Source organism: Pediococcus inopinatus (assembly GCF_002982135.1).
GTDB lineage: Bacteria > Bacillota > Bacilli > Lactobacillales > Lactobacillaceae > Pediococcus > Pediococcus inopinatus.
Window position 1 is genome coordinate 21,123 of sequence record NZ_CP019984.1, and the last position, 18,164, is coordinate 39,286.

Genomic DNA, 18,164 nt, shown 5'->3' on the forward strand with positions numbered 1-18,164 from the left:
AGGAGGTTCATTGCAATGGGCATAAAGCCATCTAAAAGCAGACAAAATTTAATTGATAATCTAGATTGTAGATTACTCAATATCCCAGATAATAAAAAAGCACTACAATTATTGACCAATTTAAACTATTTTCAAGTAGTCAATGGCCTGGAAAATATATTTCTTACTACAGTTCATCCTAAAAAATTTAATAAAGTATCCATTTTTGATTTTGAGCGTTTGTACTATGATAGTAAAAAAATAGCAACTGAAATATCGAGAGCCCTAGATGATTTTGAAGAACGTTTAAAGAGCTCTATATCTTATCATTTTAGTCAGTCGTATTGCATGAATATCAATGATACAATGCAATATACTAACAAAAATAATTATCGAGATGATGCTGAATTTGATGGATACCCACTTAATTCAGAACAATATGCAAAAATTATACAAACTTTCAAGGCAACCGAATCCAGAAATAAATTTTTATTTTTTCAACCGTGGTTCCTAACAAGTCTTGTTCAAAAAAACGATCATATTAATCAATCTTTCTACAGAGATATTCAATATACCGCTCCTAACAATGTTATGACTTATCAGTATGACTCTCAGGTGGCAGTTCCTTTGTGGGTAGCCATTGAAACTTTGCCGTTTGGTTCGCTAATCTATTTGTGTCATTATCTAAAAGATGATGAAATGAGTAATGTTTTAAATGATTTTGGATTAACAGCCAACGATAGAATAATATTTTTAAATGTTTTAGATGTTTTAAAAGAATTAAGGAATCATATTGCTCATGGTAACCTCTTATTAAGATTTCAAACACCTGCTTATATTAAATTTACCAATGATTTTGTAAATCGATTTGAATTGAATCCCAAGTCAAGAGGAACAACTGGTGCTAATCGACGTGTTTCATATGCATCAAAAATATACCTCTATGATTCCTTAAAAATTTTGCATCATTTTGATTCAACGAAAACAGTGGTAAAACAATTCAAAAAAATGTTTTACCACAACATGAAAAATATGAAACAAGGTGAAATATATAATAAACGTATTCTAAAGGCGATAGATGCTCCCAGCTACAGAGCATTAAAAAATTTGACGTAATGATATTTAATATATATACTATACATACATACTAAATAAGGCTCCTAACGAGCACTCGCCGTTAATCAATTGGTTAATGACGTCGATAAAATACCCATGTAACTATTTAATTATAGTTATATGGGTATTTTTGGATAGATTCATTAATACAAGGGTCTATAAATTACAAATACCCCCTCAAAAACATTGAAAGAATAGCCCCTAATATCCATAATATAGATATTGGGGGTTATTTGTTTTTAATATTTAATTTATAACGCATGCCAAGCCACTAGTTTTTTCGGGAATTAGGTTTACCGCTCATTTCAAGATTACCACTTTCATAATGGGCCCAACATGAATATATTTCAACTATTTTAGTTGCTTTATCAATGGTATAAACGACGCGATGTTGACCATTCATTCTTCGAGAATAGTACCCAGCTGCAGGTGGTGTTAACTTTTCAAATGACTGTACTGGTTTATATGGATTAGATTCTAATACACTTTTTATTTCTTCAAAGGATTGACGTAATGGGCTTCTTAAAACTTTTTTTAAATCACCCTTAGCTGATGATTTTATTTTTACTTTCCAACGATTACTCACGATCAATTTCTTTGATCATTTCATCTAGATCAACTGATTCATCATCTTTACGGCTGAAGGTGGCTTGAATCTGACCATTCATCATTAAGTTCATGGTTTCCTGTAATGCGTCGTAGTCTTTTTTCCCAATCAAAACGGCACTACGACTGTCATTGGATCCTGCAATAATAACAGGTTTGGAGTCCCGATTAGCATCTTTTATAAGTGAAAATAGATTGGTTCGCGCTGTAGTTGGATTAATAATTTTTTCCATATGGTTCCCCTCCTCAACTTATCTAATATTATAGGCGTACATGATAACGTACGTCAATTGCAAACTATTATATCGCCAAAGGAGATTATGACTTATGCAACAAATCGTCCTACCCATCAAAGATTCAAATGTCCTTAAAGAAGTTCAAGATACCTTGCTTCATAGTTTTAAAGCCGGTCAACGCAACTACACCATTTTTCAAGTGGGCAAAGCGACCTTGTTACGTGTGAGCGATGTTATGAGACTCCGCTGGGCAGATGTCTTCAATGAAAATGGTACCGTGCGTCAGAATGCGTTTATCCACGATAAAAAAACGGGCAAAGCCAATTTGCTCTACTTAAAACCAGTTCAAACGGGTTTATTAGCCTATCAAGGGTGGTTACAAGAAAATCATCTGGCCTCAGAATGGTTGTTTTCTTCGATTCAGCACCCTGATCGACATATCACGGAAAAACAGTTCTACAAAATCATGAGCAAGGTTGGTGATCTGTTAGGAATTAATTATCTAGGTACCCATACGATGTGCAAAACAGGTGCTTATCGCGTCTATACGCAATCAAATTTTAATATTGGCTTAGTCATGCACTTGTTAAATCATTCTAGTGAAGCCATGACACTAGCTTACTTAGGCTTGGATCAAGCCAGTCAAGAAACCATGCTCGATCAAATTGATTTTGGATAACTATGTGTGCCAATGCCAGCAAAAAACTGTTCACCTAGAAGCTGAATAAAACAAGAAGTGCCTACACCTATAAATGCACATTGATGTGTATATAAAATGAGCAAAATAAATAACGAACACTCAAGCATTAACATATACTATGCTAAGATTTGATAAGAACAAAAAAATGGGACGTGATATTTATGAAACTTATTAAGTTTGGTATCAAAAATTTTAGAGGTTTCGGAAATGAATTACAAGAAGTAAAAATAGATAATTTCACTTGCTTAGTTGGTAAAAATGATGCCGGAAAGTCTTCTATCTTCGACGCTATGGATGTGTTTTTTAACGGTTTTAAAAATATTGATTCTGATGATGCACATATAGACTCACATGGTAATCGTGCAAAAAAGGTTGAATTGTCGGGGACGTTTGATGTTGAAGATTCTCAAATAAAAATAGAATCTGTTCCAACTTCTCTGGGAGCTGAGGGATTACTTAACAGCGAAGGGCAGCTTAAAATAGTGCAAGAAATATCTTCACCAAGCAAAAGTGGAATAAAAACTTTTATTATGGCGTTTTTACCAGATTTGGATGAGGTAAAAGATATACATACTTTGAAAAATTCGGCTTTAAAGAAAAGATTTAATAAAATTAAAGAGGATAATCATATTACCGGATGGGATAAAATACCTCAAACTACTAATACACTTATGCGCAAAGCAATAATTAATTACTATGAAAATAAACTCCCTGCCCAAAGTAGCATTCCTGTGAAAGTCCCTATAGACAAGGAGGGGGGTAAAGATCTATGGAGTTCAATAAATAAAGGTTTGCCACTCTTCCAATTATTTAAGACTGACAGGGATAATAATGATTCAGATGCTGAAATTCAAAATCCCTTGAAAGCTATAACTAAAAAAACCCTTCAAGGAAAGTTACAAGAACAGCTAGATACTATAACATCCACAATTAAAGCAGAAACAATAAAACAAGCTAATAAAACTCTTGAGAAACTAAATGAGATGGATCCTGATCTGGCTAGTCAAATAACTCCTACGTTTGATGATCCATCATGGCAAAATATTTTTAAATTTTCGTTAGACACCGATCAAATTCCTCTAAATAAAAGAGGGAGTGGAACCCGGAGATTAATCCTTTTAAACTTTTTTCGAGCTGAAGCAGAACAGGCAAAAGATGAATCCAATAGCAATAATATTATATATGCTTTTGAAGAACCAGAAACTGCTCAACATATAGATCACCAAAAAATACTAATGGAATCTTTCAAAAAAATAGCGGAACAGGCTAATCAACAAGTTTTAATCACGACACACAGTCCTGAATTAGCTGGATTAACTGATGTGGATAACATTAGAGAAGTTACACAAAATAATTATATAAGTAAAATAGACAACTCACCAAGTTTATTACGTATTTCTGATGAGTTAGGTATTTTCCCTAATATTTTGGGCATGCCAGGTAAATTAAGAATGGTTATTTTTGTGGAAGGACCCAACGATGTTAAATTTTTAAGACTATTTTTATCTAAATATTGTTCGGATTTTGTTACTCAAAATGATCTCCTTATAATTCCCTTTGGAGGTGGGGCCTTAAAACATTGGCTTGATCTAGATGTATTAAAATCTATAAATCCATGTACGTATTATATTTTTGATAACGATAAGGCTGGAAAGGAATATGAACGTAAGTTAGAAAAGTTGGGAAAGAAATTAAGTTCTCATGTGTGGAAATTAGGCCCCATTGAGTTTTATTTTCCTTATGAAACCTATTTACATGAAGCTACGTCAATTAATAAAAGCAGACATAATACAGATCCGGATAAGCTTTTAACCATAATATCTAAAGAAAATTATCATATAGCTGACTATAAAAAAAATATAGAACCTGTTAAAGGGGCGCTTTGGAGTAAATTTAAAGAAATAACAGACAATGGTCAATTAGCTAGTTATTGGTCTAGTGATAGTAATATAAATTCAGAATTCAAAGATTTAGCAGCTGAATTAAAATCCTGCTATGAAAACGATTAAGGCTTATAGTTTATAATATTTCAAAAATTTTAAAGTTATAGAAAGGAATCCTATCACCAAAATTATTTGGCTGTTTGTCGGTTTTACCGCTTTATTTTTTAATAAAAACGTAAGTCTTATCTTTACTGCCTATTTTCTAATTGCTTATTTTTTTCTGTTTATTCCGACAAAATACCGTTTTAGTCATTGACAAAGATCTTGGTCGGACAAAGTGTTTTAGCTATTCTGAGCTTAAACATGGCGGCCAGTCACTAATACCGGATTGATTTGGTGCGTTGCTAGTACCAGGAAACCCGCTGTGGCTAAGAGTTGTTCTTATGTTACCGGTGATCCTGGGGGTACCATCGAAGCTCTCTTTGGTTCGTCGTCGACTTATTATAATCAACAATCTGCAACACTGATCCGGCCAGAAGCATTTGCGACTTTAAAACAGCCCATTCTTTACGCTTATCAATTAGGGGGCACACCGGTTGATAACGCTTATTGGTTTGAAGATAACCGCATGAAAGCCTTAGTTGCATCAGCCGATTAAAATATACAGTAATAAAATTTGTTTACTGTATTATACCAAAAAGGTATAATGATTATTGAGGTGGAAGAATGTATGGAATATTTTGCTGAAAATCGCAAACTCACAAAAATCTTGAATGATCCCCGTTTACTAGTTAAAAATTTTGGCCGTGATCGGGCTAAACGCATTCAAGCTCGGCTTGATGAGTTTGACGCTGCTGATACTCTGAAGCAGATTTCTTCTGATCCACCGCCACGCTGTCACCGATTGCATAACAATTTGGAAGGCAAATTTGCTGTTGATGTCAGCAAAAATTTCCGCATTGTTTTTGAGGGTTACGATAAAGCCGATCAACTTTCAGTTGAAAGATCAGCAATTGTAACTGTTCAAATTATAAAGATTGAAGACTATCATTAAAGGAGTTGAAACGTATGCTGCATCGCGAGAATAGTATTCGGCAGTATCACACCAGTTCAGCTGCCGATCTCATTAAAGAAACTATGGACTTTTATCAAATTACTCAAACTGATCTAGCCGCTCGCTTAGGGGTTAGTCAAAAAAACATTTCAGATATTCTTAAACGCAAACGATTCATCAATGAGTTATTGGCTTTAAGAATCGAAACTGTTATGGGTATTTCTAGTCAATTACTCCTTAACTTAGATGCTAACTTTAAATTGCATCAGGCTAAGGAAAATGCTAAAGATTCTGAACCCAATCATCAATCAGACAAATTCCTTAAACGATATGATTGGGTATCAGCATAAGATTAATCATTGGAATAGTGGTAAAGCAAGCAGTCTTAGGTACGGGGCTTGTCAGTGAGTTGATGAAGGAAACTTTTACAGTTTCCAGCTTGAAATCGGTTTTAAACTCACAATTAAATTGATATTTAAGCAGCAGTTGATTTAATCAACTGCTGCTTTTTTGATCAAGCTAAATTAGCTTGCGCCGTTTGCGCAAAACTCCGCCTGAAAGGCTCCTGCTGAAGGCATGCTCATGATGCAAAATCATTCGGCCGACAGCCCCTTGTCTGGAAGACTTTTTTACTCAAATTCCGATAGCAATTTTGAGTAAAAACGCGAAGCTTTGCCAAAAAGTGGCTAGCCAATCGGCTAACCATTTTGGCATTGCACAGCGAACTTGGGGGTCAAGGGGGAGCGTTAGCTGTCCCCCTTGCAAGCACCGCAGCTGCCACAAACGTAGTCTTGTGGCTAGCATGCGGGTTGCTTGCCAAACCCCGTGAATTAATTTATTATGTGAGTAGAAACCCTTAGGGTTTCACGAGCTTAATCAATCAATTCACTTGCCTGAAAGGCAAAACAAAGGGGGTGGGGTTTGTGAGCGAACAACACAATATGGCTAGCTATCTATCCGATAAACAACCCAATCGGAAAGACAGTCGGCAAATCAATTTTAGAGTGAGCGAGCAGGACTATTTAAAGCTTTCGCAGTCAGCGAAAACTTTAAATATGTCCGTGCCTGCTTTTGTCAAAAAGAAGGCACAAGGGGCACGGATCGTTGCCCCTAAGATTGGCGCAAAAGAAGCCCAAGCATTAACCCGTCAATTAGCAAAAATTGGGGGTAATCTCAATCAATTAGCCAAACACGCCAATCAAGGGGGCAATGTTCCTGCCCAAGCATTGCAGGAATTGCAAAGTGAGGTGGCACACATATGGCAACAACTCACATAAAACGGTCTGCCAGCGCGTCACGCCTTGTCAATTACGCCGAAAAACGAGCGGTCTTAAAAGACGGACTAAACCTTGATGTTGACTACGCAAAAAGTCAATTCAAACAAGTCCGTGAAGTGTATGGCAATCAAGGCAAGACGCAGGCGTATGCTAGCCGTATCTCGTTTAGTCCCAAAGAATTTGACCCGACAAACGAAGATGACCAACAAAAAGCGCTCGATATTGCCAAAGAAGTGTATCAAAAAACCTACCCTAATCAGCAAGTCGCTTTATACGAACATGCCGACACGGACGCTTTACACATTCATGCCGTCATTGGGGCAATCGACTTAGAAACAGGGAAAAAAATGCACGGTAACTGGCAAGAATACCGCGAAAAATTAGTCCATAATACCGATGAAATCGTGCAAAAACATGGGCTTGAAGTTACGAAAGTTGACCCTGAACGCTATGAAAAACGTTCTATGGCAGAAATTAAAATGCATGATCGTGGGCAACCCACTTGGAAAGACCAAATCAGACAAGCCGTTGACAGCACCATGTCTAATCCCCTTATTCGCGATTTTCAGACGTTTAGAGACGATTTAAAGCAAAAGGCGATAGATGTATGGGAACGGGGAAAAGACCTTACCTATCAGCTCACAGGCACGAATTATAAAGCACGTGGTAACAAACTCGGCACAGCTTACGAAAAGGGGGCAATTTACAATGAGTTGGAAAGACGTACCAGAGACCCAAGAGACAACCAAACAGATACCAGAACCCCAGATACAAACAGATTTAACCGAACTCAATCAGACCCTGAAAGAAATCAGGAACTATCAGGGCACACAAATTCAACTACAAAGCAAACAACAAATCGAACTGACCGAACAGCTGACACAAATCGAACAAGCCAGTCAGCGCGTCAATCAAGCCTTTCAGAAGACCTTGAACGATTTAAACAGCAACAACGAGACCAACAAAGAACAATTAGTCGCGACGCTAAAAGACGCGCAAAACCACTTCAACGAGCAGACAAAGACCGTCAATCAAAGGACAATCGCCGAACTGCAAAAGATAAACAGCGTCCAACAGGACAACAACAACACGTTGAAAACCCTAAACGACAGCCTAAACCAGACCGTTCAAGGGACTATGGACCAAGTCGCTAACCGTTTATCTACGGAAATTGATCGAACACATAAAAATATGAGTTGGTATGAAATTAAAAATTATTTGTACGCGGTTATCCCGACTGGTTTGCTCTCAGGGCTTGTATTTTGGCTTCTGACGCATTTCTTTGCTTAACAGGTGTATTTATATTAAATTATCTTTAAAATGGCTTAGAATGCAAAATAAGTCCTCCTAGCACTATCTGGGGCTGTCCGCCGAGCGTCAGTCGAGGCTTCTTCTGAGCCACGTCTTTTGGTTTTGAATTTAGCGAGTGAACGAAGTGAACGCTGCAAGCAAAATGTGAGCGTGATTTTCGCTCACTCCTTTTTGGTTTTGGGGCACGGAGACCCCCGCCTCTTATATAACCTCTTTTAAAACCTCTTTTAAAACCTCTTTTAAGGGCATGTTCCACGTTACTCTCCCAAGCGTTTCACAAATGTTTGGGGGTCCAATTGTCTGTTTATGGGGGTCCAATTGTCTGTTTATAGGGGTCCAATTGTCTGTTTATGGGGGTCCAATTGTCTGTTTATGGGGTCTCGTCTTGAGGTTCCGGCCTTAATATGGTAGCCTCTGATTTAGGAGGTGGTTTTTTGAGCAACGAACTAGTTAAATATCAACCGGAGTTAAATACAATTCCTCTGCGTAAATTTAGTCCTGTTGAGATGAATTTATTTTTTTCAATTGTGTCTAGAATGCGTGATAAGGGTGACCAAACCGTCCGCTTTAGCTTTGACCAGCTAAAAGAGTTAAGTAATTACAAACCCACAGCTAATCGGCGCTTTATCGACGATATTAAACGCACCTACGACCACTTGATGGACTTGCGTTTCGGTAGCCAAAGCAAAAGTGGGTTGTCGTTCGAAAGATTTGTCATGTTTACCAAATTTAAGATCAACGGTGACGTAGACGAGCCGTACGTTGACGTAGAAATCTACAAAGACGCTTTGCCCTTGCTGAACAATCTAGAGAGTTGGGTGCGGTATGCACTTATCGAGTTTCGCGACCTAAAAAGTAGCTATGCCAAAACCATGTTTCGATTACTCAAAGGCTATCGGACAACTGGATACGCCTACTTTTCCAAAGCAGATTTTGATGAGTTACTTGATATTCCAAAAACTTATCGGCAAGGCGACATTAACAAAAAAGTAATAAAACCAATCAAAGAAGAACTTACCCCCCTATTTCGTGGGCTAACTGTCCGCAAGAAATACGGTAAAAGGCGAGGAAAGCCTGTTATTGGCTATTCTTTTGCATGGAAACCCGAAAAGAAAGATGCCAATGATTTCTCACAAGGCCAATTACAAGATGAGCGTCAAAAGCTTTTTAATATTCAGCATAATGGTGAATTAACAGAGCAGGAAAAATGGCGCGCCATTGACAAGGTTAAGGGGTTAACTTTAGGCTCTACTGAGAAACAAGCATTGGCTGATAAACAGGCCGAGCACGATAAAAAAATAAGAGATCAAGCAAGACAAGAAGCACTTGCTGAACTCCTAAAGGGGTTTGGAAATCATGCCTAAAACTATTAGAGAACTTGCTGATGAATTGGGCGTTTCAAAGCAAAGAATTCAACAAATTATCGCCAAATTATCGGCAAGCAAAACACCAAATAAGGAAGGCAATAGATACGTTTTAAACGCCCAAGATGTCAAAAATATAAAGGATTTGATGGGTTTTGATAATGACAAGTCATCGACAAGTGAATCGACAAATAGACTTGTCGATTATGATGTTTACTTAGATGTGATAGATTCCATAAAAGAAAAAGATGAACAGATAAAAATTTTATTAGAAGTTCAAAAACAAACACAAAATCTTCTAGATCAGCAACAACGGTTAGCATTACAGGATAAAAAAATTTTAGAAGAATATAAGGCAGAGATCAAAGATTTAAAAGCATTAAATATGCCGCCACAAGATATAAAAAAAGAGAATTCTTCTCCAAAAGAAACAACAGACTATATAAAAGGATCGCCACAAAAGCCAAATAAAAAAAAGTGGTGGCAATTTAAAAAAACGAGGGCAAAAAATGATTGATTCAAAAATTATGGAGACAACAAAGTCTATTTTGAAGGAATTTGGTAACACATACTTTTCAGATAAAGGCACTCTAAAGCGCAACAAAGTAATAGAAGACCTCGATGCTTATACGCCTATATTGATGAAGGCATTACTAGCCAATCAACTAATTCATGATACCTATACTGAGTCAGTTGTTATAGATGATAAAAGTGTAGAGATTTTTAAGTTAAATCAATTTATTGAAATGTTTACATATAAAGAATACTGGCAAGATAGCTACACAAAATTTGAAAATAAAATTGGCCTGACTGCTGGCGGTAAGTTTATTGATGAGACTGCTGATGTTGTGTTAGATTTTCCCTTCAAAGATACCGTTTTAAAAGCTGGTATGACGAAAGAAGATCAAAAAGATGCTGACGAACCCTTTTTGCATGAAACGATTGCTAAGGCTGAAATTGATCAATTATTAGAACCTAAAATATTTGTAAATGCTACTAAGTATGATCAAGAAAATTTAGACGGTGCACCAGTTGATAATTTTGAGGATAATAATTTGATTATCAAGGGAAATAACCTGATTGCCCTGCATAGTTTGAAACAACGCTACCTTGGTAAAGTAAAGATGATTTATCTCGACCCACCTTATTATTTTGATGAAACAAAGCCGGCGGATGCTTTTAAATATAACTCGAATTTCAAACTTTCTACGTGGTTGATCTTCATGAAAAATAGATTGGAAATTGCAAATGAACTACTCACTGATGGTGGAGTAATTTTTATTTCGATGGGTGAAGACGGTCAGGCTCATTTGAAATTGTTGATGGATAACATTTTTGGTAGGTCTAATTTTGTACAAACGTTTATTTGGCGAAATACAGATAATGCTGATTCTTTGGGAAAAAAGAGTCGTTCTAGCGTTGAGTATGTACATGCCTATGAGAAAAATAAAGATAGTTCCGTACGATGGATTGGTAAAAAAACGGAAAATGGAGATGCACCATTGCTAAATACCGGAAATCCAGTCGGAACGCTAACGTTTAAGCCGGGAATAATTAGATTTAAGATTTCTGATGGTATATATCCTGCAGGTAAATATGAATCATTGGAGGCTTTGACAGATATTATCGTTGAAGATGGGAAAAATTCTAACGAAATCAAGCTCCGAGGTACATTTAAATGGGGACAGAAAAACTTAAACAACGAGGTTGCGAAAGGTGGCGACTTCATAATTAAAAGTGATAAGTTTTCAATTCGTTATCAAAAGGCAGAAGGTTCAACTATGGCGCCTGAAAAATTCGTGGATGGCCCTTATCTGTCAAAAATTTTTGGTGTAGGAAGTAACGAAGATGCTAAATCACATATTGGTACGCTTGGGTTAGATTTTAGTTTCTCAAAACCAGAGTCTTTGATTGCCTACTTTATTAGAGCAGTTACGCAAGAAAACGATATTGTTATGGACTTCTTCATGGGGTCAGGTACAACTCAAGCAGCAGCTTTGAAGATGAATCGTCGATTTATTGGAGTGGAGCAACTTGATTATATTTCCGATGGCGTGGAGCGATTAAATAAGGCGCTTGAGGGAGAACAAGGTGGTATCTCTAAAGACGTTAATTGGCAAGGTGGCGGATCATTTGTCTATGCTGAATTAATGGAAAAGAACCAAGGTTATCTCAAAGATGTCCAACAGGCCGAAACAACAAAGCAATTAGAAGATGTTGTTCATCGCATGATTGAAGGCGGCGCTGATTTTGATTTCCGCGTTGATGTCGAAAAAGTCCTGCAAGATCCTGAATATCAAACGATGTCATTGGCTGATAAAAAGCAGCTGATGGTCAAGGTCATTGATAAGAATCAGTTGTATTATGCTTACAGTGATATGGAAGATCGTGATGTACAAGAGCTGATGTCTGAGAGTGATATTACCTTTAATAAGAGCTTTTATGGGAGCGTGATCTGTAATGGTCAAAAAGAAAGCACGAGAACTTGTCTTACCCATTGTTCATGAGATTAAAGACTATGCGAGTGATTTTTTAAAAAACGATGAACCCAGACATTCTTTTGTTTATCCGGACTACATTAAGCACAACCTCAAACATCAGCTACGTGATTATCAAAAGCAATCACTATACAACCTGAATTACACGCAAAAAGATGACCATGTTGCCAGTCGCTTCAAACAATTGTTATTCCATATGGCCACTGGTTCTGGAAAAACTGATGTGATGGCAGCCGATATATTGTATTTTTACCATGAATTTGGCTATCAAAATTTTCTTTTTGTCGTTAATACAAACGCGGTGATTGCCAAAACGCGTGAAAACATGATGAATGTTCAATCACCAAAGTATCTCTTTTCACAACCAATAAGTATTGATGGGATTCAGATTGAATTGCGAGAAGTCACCCGCTTTCCAACAAATAGTGAACCAGGGGTGATCTACTTGCGGCTAACAACCATCCAAACTTTAGCAAATGAGTTAAATACACCACGCGAAAATGGCTTAACTTATGGCGATTTAGAGAAACAGAAGTTGATTATTCTAGCGGATGAAGCACATCATTTTTCTGCTGGAACTAAGAGCAAAGCAGATCAAAAAAATAAAGCTTGGGAGTATGTCTTAGACCGTATTCGACAAGCTAATAAAGCAAATCGTCAGTTAGAATTTACAGCCACGATCGATTTAAATAACGAGTTTATTTACGAAAAATATCGTGATAAAATCATTTTTCAATATGACTTAAAAGAGTTCCAAAATGCAGGATATTCAAAAAAAATTGCTCGTTTGCAAGCCAATGCTGATGATAACGAAAAGATGCTAAACGCGGGATTGTTATCACAATATCGTAAGCGGATGGCGATTCAGGCGGGTGTGAAAGATTTTAAGCCGGTTATTTTATTTAAATCCAATAAAATAGCTGTTTCAAAAGCGGCTCGTGATCAATTTTTGACGATGATGGATCGGCTAACTGCTGAAGATCTGGCGCAATTTATTGCAAAGCAACTACAAACCACGCAATCGTCTACTTTGCGCCAAGCCTATACTTATTATCAAACAGTTGATATGGGGAGCTTGGTACGTGAATTGCAACGTGATTTTCAACCATTGAATACAATTAATGTTAATGATACGAGTAGCAATGGGATTTTAGGGGACTTAAATGATTTACGTAATTGAATACTTTAGAGGAACCAAGTAATCCCTTTAGAGCTATTTTTGCCGTCGCCAAACTTTCTGAAGGTTGGGATGTTTTAAATTTGTATGATATTGTCCGAATTGGTGAGCAACCTATTACGTCAACACAAACTAATAGTGAGGCGCAATTAATTGGTCGTGGTGCGCGATACAATCCCTTCGTCTATGAGGATGCAACCTCTTTCACGCGACGATTTGACCATAATACGCCAGAATTACAGATATTAGAGTCCTTACACTATCACACGATTAACGATAAAAATATATTGATAATCTGACGAAGTCCTTTGAAACAATGCAGCTACAAGTTGAAGATGATAAGGACTTTGATATTTTAACCACGACGGTAAAAAATGATGTCTATCAATATGGCAAGCTGTATTACGTTGAAGATGTTCCTGAAAGTGAATACAATGGTTTGGCAAAATGGGGTCCCTGTTGCAGAACTACCTCAACCCAGAAGCAACGGCCTTGATACACAAAATGTTGCAGGTATGAATGAGACACGGCTGGTAAAGATTGATGAGCACTCGTTAAAAAATCAATGGCACGGAATCCTTTCTTCAGATTCAATACCATGAAAAAATATATGCCGACGCTAAATTCTATATCTGAGTTTATGTATGATGCGCAGTGGCTAGGACAGCTAAAAGAAATCCAAGCGACGGTATCAACTGGTGCAGATACAGTGCTTAGTCGAGAAACGCAGCTATTAGTCGTTGAAAAATATCTAGCGTATATTCAACGCATGTTAATCATGAACTACAAGCGTCAACGTGGGACTAATAAATTTATTGGATTGCCAATTAAGGAAGTCGTTCAGGACTATCAAAAGCGTGTTCCCGTTAACTATTCTAATGCTGGTGTTCATGAGTCAATTCAAACTTATGACTATAAAAAGGCACCGTGGTTTGTCTATAACGAAGCCATCGTCGACAAATTAGAACGTAGCTTAATTGAACTGATCCAAGACTATGTTGAAGAACTGCAAAACAAGTATAAAGATGTTTACCTCATTCGTAGTGATGAGCGTAATACTAAGCTGAAATTACATGAATTTGCCGATAATGTGTCTCACTATGCTGGTTTCTTGCCGGACTTTGTCTTGTATTTAGCTAATGAATCTTATATTTATCAGATTTATATTGAACCTAAAGGCACTCAATTACTTGATCAAGATCAGTGGAAAGAGGACTTGCTAACGAGTATTTCTCCTGATAGTGTGGATGTTATAGGTGAAAATGAAAAAGTTAAGTTATATGGTGTCAGGTTTTACGTGTCAGGTGACTCACGACAAATAAGAAAGAAAATAGAAATATTTACAGACTAAATGAAGGAGGTTCATTGCAATGGGCATAAAGCCATCTAAAAGCAGACAAAATTTAATTGATAATCTAGATTGTAGATTACTCAATATCCCAGATAATAAAAAAGCACTACAATTATTGACCAATTTAAACTATTTTCAAGTAGTCAATGGCCTGGAAAATATATTTCTTACTACAGTTCATCCTAAAAAATTTAATAAAGTATCCATTTTTGATTTTGAGCGTTTGTACTATGATAGTAAAAAAATAGCAACTGAAATATCGAGAGCCCTAGATGATTTTGAAGAACGTTTAAAGAGCTCTATATCTTATCATTTTAGTCAGTCGTATTGCATGAATATCAATGATACAATGCAATATACTAACAAAAATAATTATCGAGATGATGCTGAATTTGATGGATACCCACTTAATTCAGAACAATATGCAAAAATTATACAAACTTTCAAGGCAACCGAATCCAGAAATAAATTTTATTTTTTCAACCGTGGTTCCTAACAAGTCTTGTTCAAAAAAACGATCATATTAATCAATCTTTCTACAGAGATATTCAATATACCGCTCCTAACAATGTTATGACTTATCAGTATGACTCTCAGGTGGCAGTTCCTTTGTGGGTAGCCATTGAAACTTTGCCGTTTGGTTCGCTAATCTATTTGTGTCATTATCTAAAAGATGATGAAATGAGTAATGTTTTAAATGATTTTGGATTAACAGCCAACGATAGAATAATATTTTTAAATGTTTTAGATTTTTAAAAGAATTAAGGAATCATATTGCTCATGGTAACCTCTTATTAAGATTTCAAACACCTGCTTATATTAAATTTACCAATGATTTTGTAAATCGATTTGAATTGAATCCCAAGTCAAGAGGAACAACTGGTGCTAATCGACGTGTTTCATATGCATCAAAAATATACCTCTATGATTCCTTAAAAATTTTGCATCATTTTGATTCAACGAAAACAGTGGTAAAACAATTCAAAAAAATGTTTTACCACAACATGAAAAATATGAAACAAGGTGAAATATATAATAAACGTATTCTAAAGGCGATAGATGCTCCCAGCTACAGAGCATTAAAAAATTTGACGTAATGATATTTAATATATATACTATACATACATACTAAATAAGGCTCCTAACGAGCACTCGCCGTTAATCAATTGGTTAATGACGTCGATAAAATACCCATGTAACTATTTAATTATAGTTATATGGGTATTTTTGGATAGATTCATTAATACAAGGTCTATAAATTACAAATACCCCCTCAAAAACATTGAAAGAATAGCCCCTAATATCCATAATATAGATATTGGGGGTTATTTGTTTTTAATATTTAATTTATAACGCATGCCAAGCCACTAGTTTTTTCGGGAATTAGGTTTACCGCTCATTTCAAGATTACCACTTTCATAATGGGCCCAACATGAATATATTTCAACTATTTTAGTTGCTTTATCAATGGTATAAACGACGCGATGTTGACCATTCATTCTTCGAGAATAGTACCCAGCTGCAGGTGGTGTTAACTTTTCAAATGACTGTACTGGTTTATATGGATTAGATTCTAATACACTTTTTATTTCTTCAAAGGATTGACGTAATGGGCTTCTTAAAACTTTTTTTAAATCACCCTTAGCTGATGATTTTATTTTTACTTTCCAACGATTACTCACGATCAATTTCTTTGATCATTTCATCTAGATCAACTGATTCATCATCTTTACGGCTGAAGGTGGCTTGAATCTGACCATTCATCATTAAGTTCATGGTTTCCTGTAATGCGTCGTAGTCTTTTTTTCCCAATCAAAACGGCACTACGACTGTCATTGGATCCTGCAATAATAACAGGTTTGGAGTCCCGATTAGCATCTTTTATAAGTGAAAATAGATTGGTTCGCGCTGTAGTTGGATTAATAATTTTTTCCATATGGTTCCCCTCCTCAACTTATCTAATATTATAGGCGTACATGATAACGTACGTCAATTGCAAACTATTATATCGCCAAAGGAGATTATGACTTATGCAACAAATCGTCCTACCCATCAAAGATTCAAATGTCCTTAAAGAAGTTCAAGATACCTTGCTTCATAGTTTTAAAGCCGGTCAACGCAACTACACCATTTTTCAAGTGGGCAAAGCGACCTTGTTACGTGTGAGCGATGTTATGAGACTCCGCTGGGCAGATGTCTTCAATGAAAATGGTACCGTGCGTCAGAATGCGTTTATCCACGATAAAAAAACGGGCAAAGCCAATTTGCTCTACTTAAAACCAGTTCAAACGGGTTTATTAGCCTATCAAGGGTGGTTACAAGAAAATCATCTGGCCTCAGAATGGTTGTTTTCTTCGATTCAGCACCCTGATCGACATATCACGGAAAAACAGTTCTACAAAATCATGAGCAAGGTTGGTGATGTTAGGAATTAATTATCTAGGTACCCATACGATGTGCAAAACATGCTTATCGCGTCTATACGCAATCAAATTTTAATATTGGCTTAGTCATGCACTTGTTAAATCATTCTAGTGAAGCCATGACACTAGCTTACTTAGGCTTGGATCAAGCCAGTCAAGAAACCATGCTCGATCAAATTGATTTTGGATAACTATGTGTGCCAATGCCAGCAAAAAACTGTTCACCTAGAAGCTGAATAAAACAAGAAGTGCCTACACCTATAAATGCACATTGATGTGTATATAAAATGAGCAAAATAAATAACGAACACTCAAGCATTAACATATACTATGCTAAGATTTGATAAGAACAAAAAAATGGGACGTGATATTTATGAAACTTATTAAGTTTGGTATCAAAATTTTAGAGGTTTCGGAAATGAATTACAAGAAGTAAAAATAGATAATTTCACTTGCTTAGTTGGTAAAAATGATGCCGGAAAGTCTTCTATCTTCGACGCTATGGATGTGTTTTTTTAACGGTTTTAAAAATATTGATTCTGATGATGCACATATAGACTCACATGGTAATCGTGCAAAAAAGGTTGAATTGTCGGGGACGTTTGATGTTGAAGATTCTCAAATAAAAATAGAATCTGTTCCAACTTCTCTGGGAGCTGAGGGATTACTTAACAGCGAAGGGCAGCTTAAAATAGTGCAAGAAATATCTTCACCAAGCAAAAAAATAAAAATTATGGCGTTTTTACCAGATTTGGATGAGGTAAAAGATATACATACTTTGAAAAATTCGGCTTTAAAGAAAAGATTTAATAAAATTAAAGAGGATAATCATTTACCGATGGGATAAAATACCTCAAACTACTAATACACTTATGCGCAAGCAATAATATATAAAAAAAAACTCCCTGCCCAAAGTAGCATTCCTGTGAAAGTCCCTATAGACAAGGAGGGGGTAAAGATCTATGGAGTTCAATAAATAAAGGTTTGCCACTCTTCCAATTATTTAACTGACAGGGATAATAATGATTCAGATGCTGAAATTCAAAATCCCTTGAAAGCTATAACTAAAAAAACCCTTCAAGAAAGTTACAAGAACAGCTAGATACTATAACATCCACAATTAAAGCAGAAACAATAAAACAAGCTAATAAAACTCTTGAGAAACTAAATGAGATGGATCCTGATCTGG

22 protein-coding genes and 1 pseudogene are annotated in these 18,164 nt (G+C 36.2%); 19 read left to right on the forward strand and 4 right to left on the reverse strand.

The genetic code is table 11. From position 1 onward, the window contains the following. Nucleotides 1-15 precede the first annotated feature (15 nt). Nucleotides 16-1,095, forward strand: coding sequence for an Abi family protein (locus PI20285_RS11440; protein ID WP_057775026.1), 1,080 nt, complete (start codon nt 16-18; stop codon nt 1,093-1,095). Between the two features lie 271 nt (nt 1,096-1,366). On the opposite strand, the gene PI20285_RS11445 is transcribed toward PI20285_RS11440, so the two are convergent. Both PI20285_RS11445 and PI20285_RS11450 read right to left on the reverse strand, forming a co-directional pair. Then, nucleotides 1,367-1,681 (reverse strand): Txe/YoeB family addiction module toxin, encoded by a 315-nt coding sequence (locus PI20285_RS11445; RefSeq protein WP_057775029.1) that lies wholly within the window; start codon nt 1,679-1,681, stop codon nt 1,367-1,369. After that, entirely contained in the window at nt 1,674-1,934 is a 261-nt protein-coding gene (locus PI20285_RS11450) for a type II toxin-antitoxin system Phd/YefM family antitoxin (protein WP_057775032.1), read from the reverse strand. Before PI20285_RS11450 ends, PI20285_RS11445 begins: the two co-directional genes overlap by 8 nt. A gap of 94 nt (nt 1,935-2,028) precedes the next feature. Here PI20285_RS11450 and PI20285_RS11455 point away from each other — a divergent pair, with 94 nt between their 5' ends. The 16 genes from PI20285_RS11455 (at nt 2,029) to PI20285_RS12030 (ending at nt 15,308) form a co-directional block, all read left to right on the forward strand. Further along, nucleotides 2,029-2,616 (forward strand): site-specific integrase, encoded by a 588-nt coding sequence (locus PI20285_RS11455; protein WP_057775035.1) that lies wholly within the window; start codon nt 2,029-2,031, stop codon nt 2,614-2,616. A 182-nt stretch (nt 2,617-2,798) separates the two neighbouring features. After that, the gene (locus tag PI20285_RS11460) at nt 2,799-4,646 is read left to right on the forward strand and encodes an ATP-binding protein (protein WP_057775038.1); all 1,848 of its coding nucleotides are present in this window, start codon (nt 2,799-2,801) and stop codon (nt 4,644-4,646) included. Between the two features lie 298 nt (nt 4,647-4,944). Beyond that, nucleotides 4,945-5,178, forward strand: coding sequence for a hypothetical protein (locus PI20285_RS11465; RefSeq protein WP_057775041.1), 234 nt, complete (start codon nt 4,945-4,947; stop codon nt 5,176-5,178). Between the two features lie 72 nt (nt 5,179-5,250). Continuing rightward, nucleotides 5,251-5,574 carry a type II toxin-antitoxin system RelE/ParE family toxin gene (locus tag PI20285_RS11470; protein WP_057775043.1) on the forward strand — a complete coding sequence of 108 codons (324 nt, stop codon included), beginning with the start codon at nt 5,251-5,253 and terminating at the stop codon, nt 5,572-5,574. A gap of 14 nt (nt 5,575-5,588) precedes the next feature. Beyond that, nucleotides 5,589-5,924, forward strand: coding sequence for a helix-turn-helix transcriptional regulator (locus PI20285_RS11475; RefSeq protein ID WP_054397968.1), 336 nt, complete (start codon nt 5,589-5,591; stop codon nt 5,922-5,924). 591 nt (nt 5,925-6,515) lie between these two features. After that, complete coding sequence (locus PI20285_RS11480; RefSeq protein ID WP_105782296.1) at nt 6,516-6,851, forward strand: MobC family plasmid mobilization relaxosome protein; 336 nt, start codon at nt 6,516-6,518, stop codon at nt 6,849-6,851. Beyond that, nucleotides 6,833-8,005: a relaxase/mobilization nuclease domain-containing protein gene (locus PI20285_RS11485; protein ID WP_057775049.1), complete on the forward strand. Its 1,173-nt coding sequence runs from the start codon at nt 6,833-6,835 to the stop codon at nt 8,003-8,005. The genes PI20285_RS11480 and PI20285_RS11485 overlap by 19 nt, the downstream gene beginning before the upstream one ends. A gap of 591 nt (nt 8,006-8,596) precedes the next feature. Next, the gene (locus PI20285_RS11495) at nt 8,597-9,526 is read left to right on the forward strand and encodes a replication initiation protein (RefSeq protein ID WP_057775015.1); all 930 of its coding nucleotides are present in this window, start codon (nt 8,597-8,599) and stop codon (nt 9,524-9,526) included. Beyond that, on the forward strand, nt 9,519-10,043 hold the full coding sequence (locus tag PI20285_RS11500) for a helix-turn-helix domain-containing protein (protein ID WP_057775018.1): 525 nt from the start codon (nt 9,519-9,521) through the stop codon (nt 10,041-10,043). The genes PI20285_RS11495 and PI20285_RS11500 overlap by 8 nt, the downstream gene beginning before the upstream one ends. Further along, a complete protein-coding gene (locus PI20285_RS11505; RefSeq protein WP_105782292.1) occupies nt 10,036-12,033 on the forward strand; it encodes a site-specific DNA-methyltransferase in 1,998 nt (665 codons plus the stop codon). Before PI20285_RS11500 ends, PI20285_RS11505 begins: the two co-directional genes overlap by 8 nt. Continuing rightward, nucleotides 11,987-13,204: a DEAD/DEAH box helicase family protein gene (locus PI20285_RS11950; RefSeq protein ID WP_245080747.1), complete on the forward strand. Its 1,218-nt coding sequence runs from the start codon at nt 11,987-11,989 to the stop codon at nt 13,202-13,204. The genes PI20285_RS11505 and PI20285_RS11950 overlap by 47 nt, the downstream gene beginning before the upstream one ends. Then, entirely contained in the window at nt 13,201-13,500 is a 300-nt protein-coding gene (locus PI20285_RS11955) for a hypothetical protein (protein ID WP_245080749.1), read from the forward strand. Before PI20285_RS11950 ends, PI20285_RS11955 begins: the two co-directional genes overlap by 4 nt. A 17-nt stretch (nt 13,501-13,517) precedes the next feature. After that, nucleotides 13,518-13,697 carry a hypothetical protein gene (locus PI20285_RS11960; protein ID WP_245080750.1) on the forward strand — a complete coding sequence of 60 codons (180 nt, stop codon included), beginning with the start codon at nt 13,518-13,520 and terminating at the stop codon, nt 13,695-13,697. A 102-nt stretch (nt 13,698-13,799) separates the two neighbouring features. Beyond that, nucleotides 13,800-14,552 (forward strand): hypothetical protein, encoded by a 753-nt coding sequence (locus PI20285_RS11965; RefSeq protein ID WP_245080751.1) that lies wholly within the window; start codon nt 13,800-13,802, stop codon nt 14,550-14,552. 19 nt (nt 14,553-14,571) lie between these two features. Continuing rightward, nucleotides 14,572-15,048, forward strand: a complete 477-nt coding sequence (locus PI20285_RS12025) for an Abi family protein (protein ID WP_105782293.1) — start codon at nt 14,572-14,574, stop codon at nt 15,046-15,048. 50 nt (nt 15,049-15,098) lie between these two features. Next, complete coding sequence (locus tag PI20285_RS12030) at nt 15,099-15,308, forward strand: Abi family protein (protein ID WP_483407033.1); 210 nt, start codon at nt 15,099-15,101, stop codon at nt 15,306-15,308. A 611-nt stretch (nt 15,309-15,919) separates the two neighbouring features. On the opposite strand, the gene PI20285_RS11525 is transcribed toward PI20285_RS12030, so the two are convergent. Together PI20285_RS11525 and PI20285_RS11975 are read right to left on the reverse strand one after the other, a co-directional pair. Further along, the gene (locus tag PI20285_RS11525) at nt 15,920-16,234 is read right to left on the reverse strand and encodes a Txe/YoeB family addiction module toxin (RefSeq protein WP_057775029.1); all 315 of its coding nucleotides are present in this window, start codon (nt 16,232-16,234) and stop codon (nt 15,920-15,922) included. Next, nucleotides 16,227-16,364 carry a hypothetical protein gene (locus PI20285_RS11975; RefSeq protein ID WP_245080752.1) on the reverse strand — a complete coding sequence of 46 codons (138 nt, stop codon included), beginning with the start codon at nt 16,362-16,364 and terminating at the stop codon, nt 16,227-16,229. Before PI20285_RS11975 ends, PI20285_RS11525 begins: the two co-directional genes overlap by 8 nt. A 218-nt stretch (nt 16,365-16,582) precedes the next feature. Between PI20285_RS11975 and PI20285_RS11535 the strand changes: the two are divergent. Beyond that, a pseudogene (locus PI20285_RS11535) lies at nt 16,583-17,166 on the forward strand (site-specific integrase). Between the two features lie 269 nt (nt 17,167-17,435). Then, nucleotides 17,436-17,822, forward strand: a complete 387-nt coding sequence (locus PI20285_RS11545) for a hypothetical protein (RefSeq protein ID WP_105782295.1) — start codon at nt 17,436-17,438, stop codon at nt 17,820-17,822. The last annotated feature ends 342 nt before the right edge of the window (nt 17,823-18,164 follow it).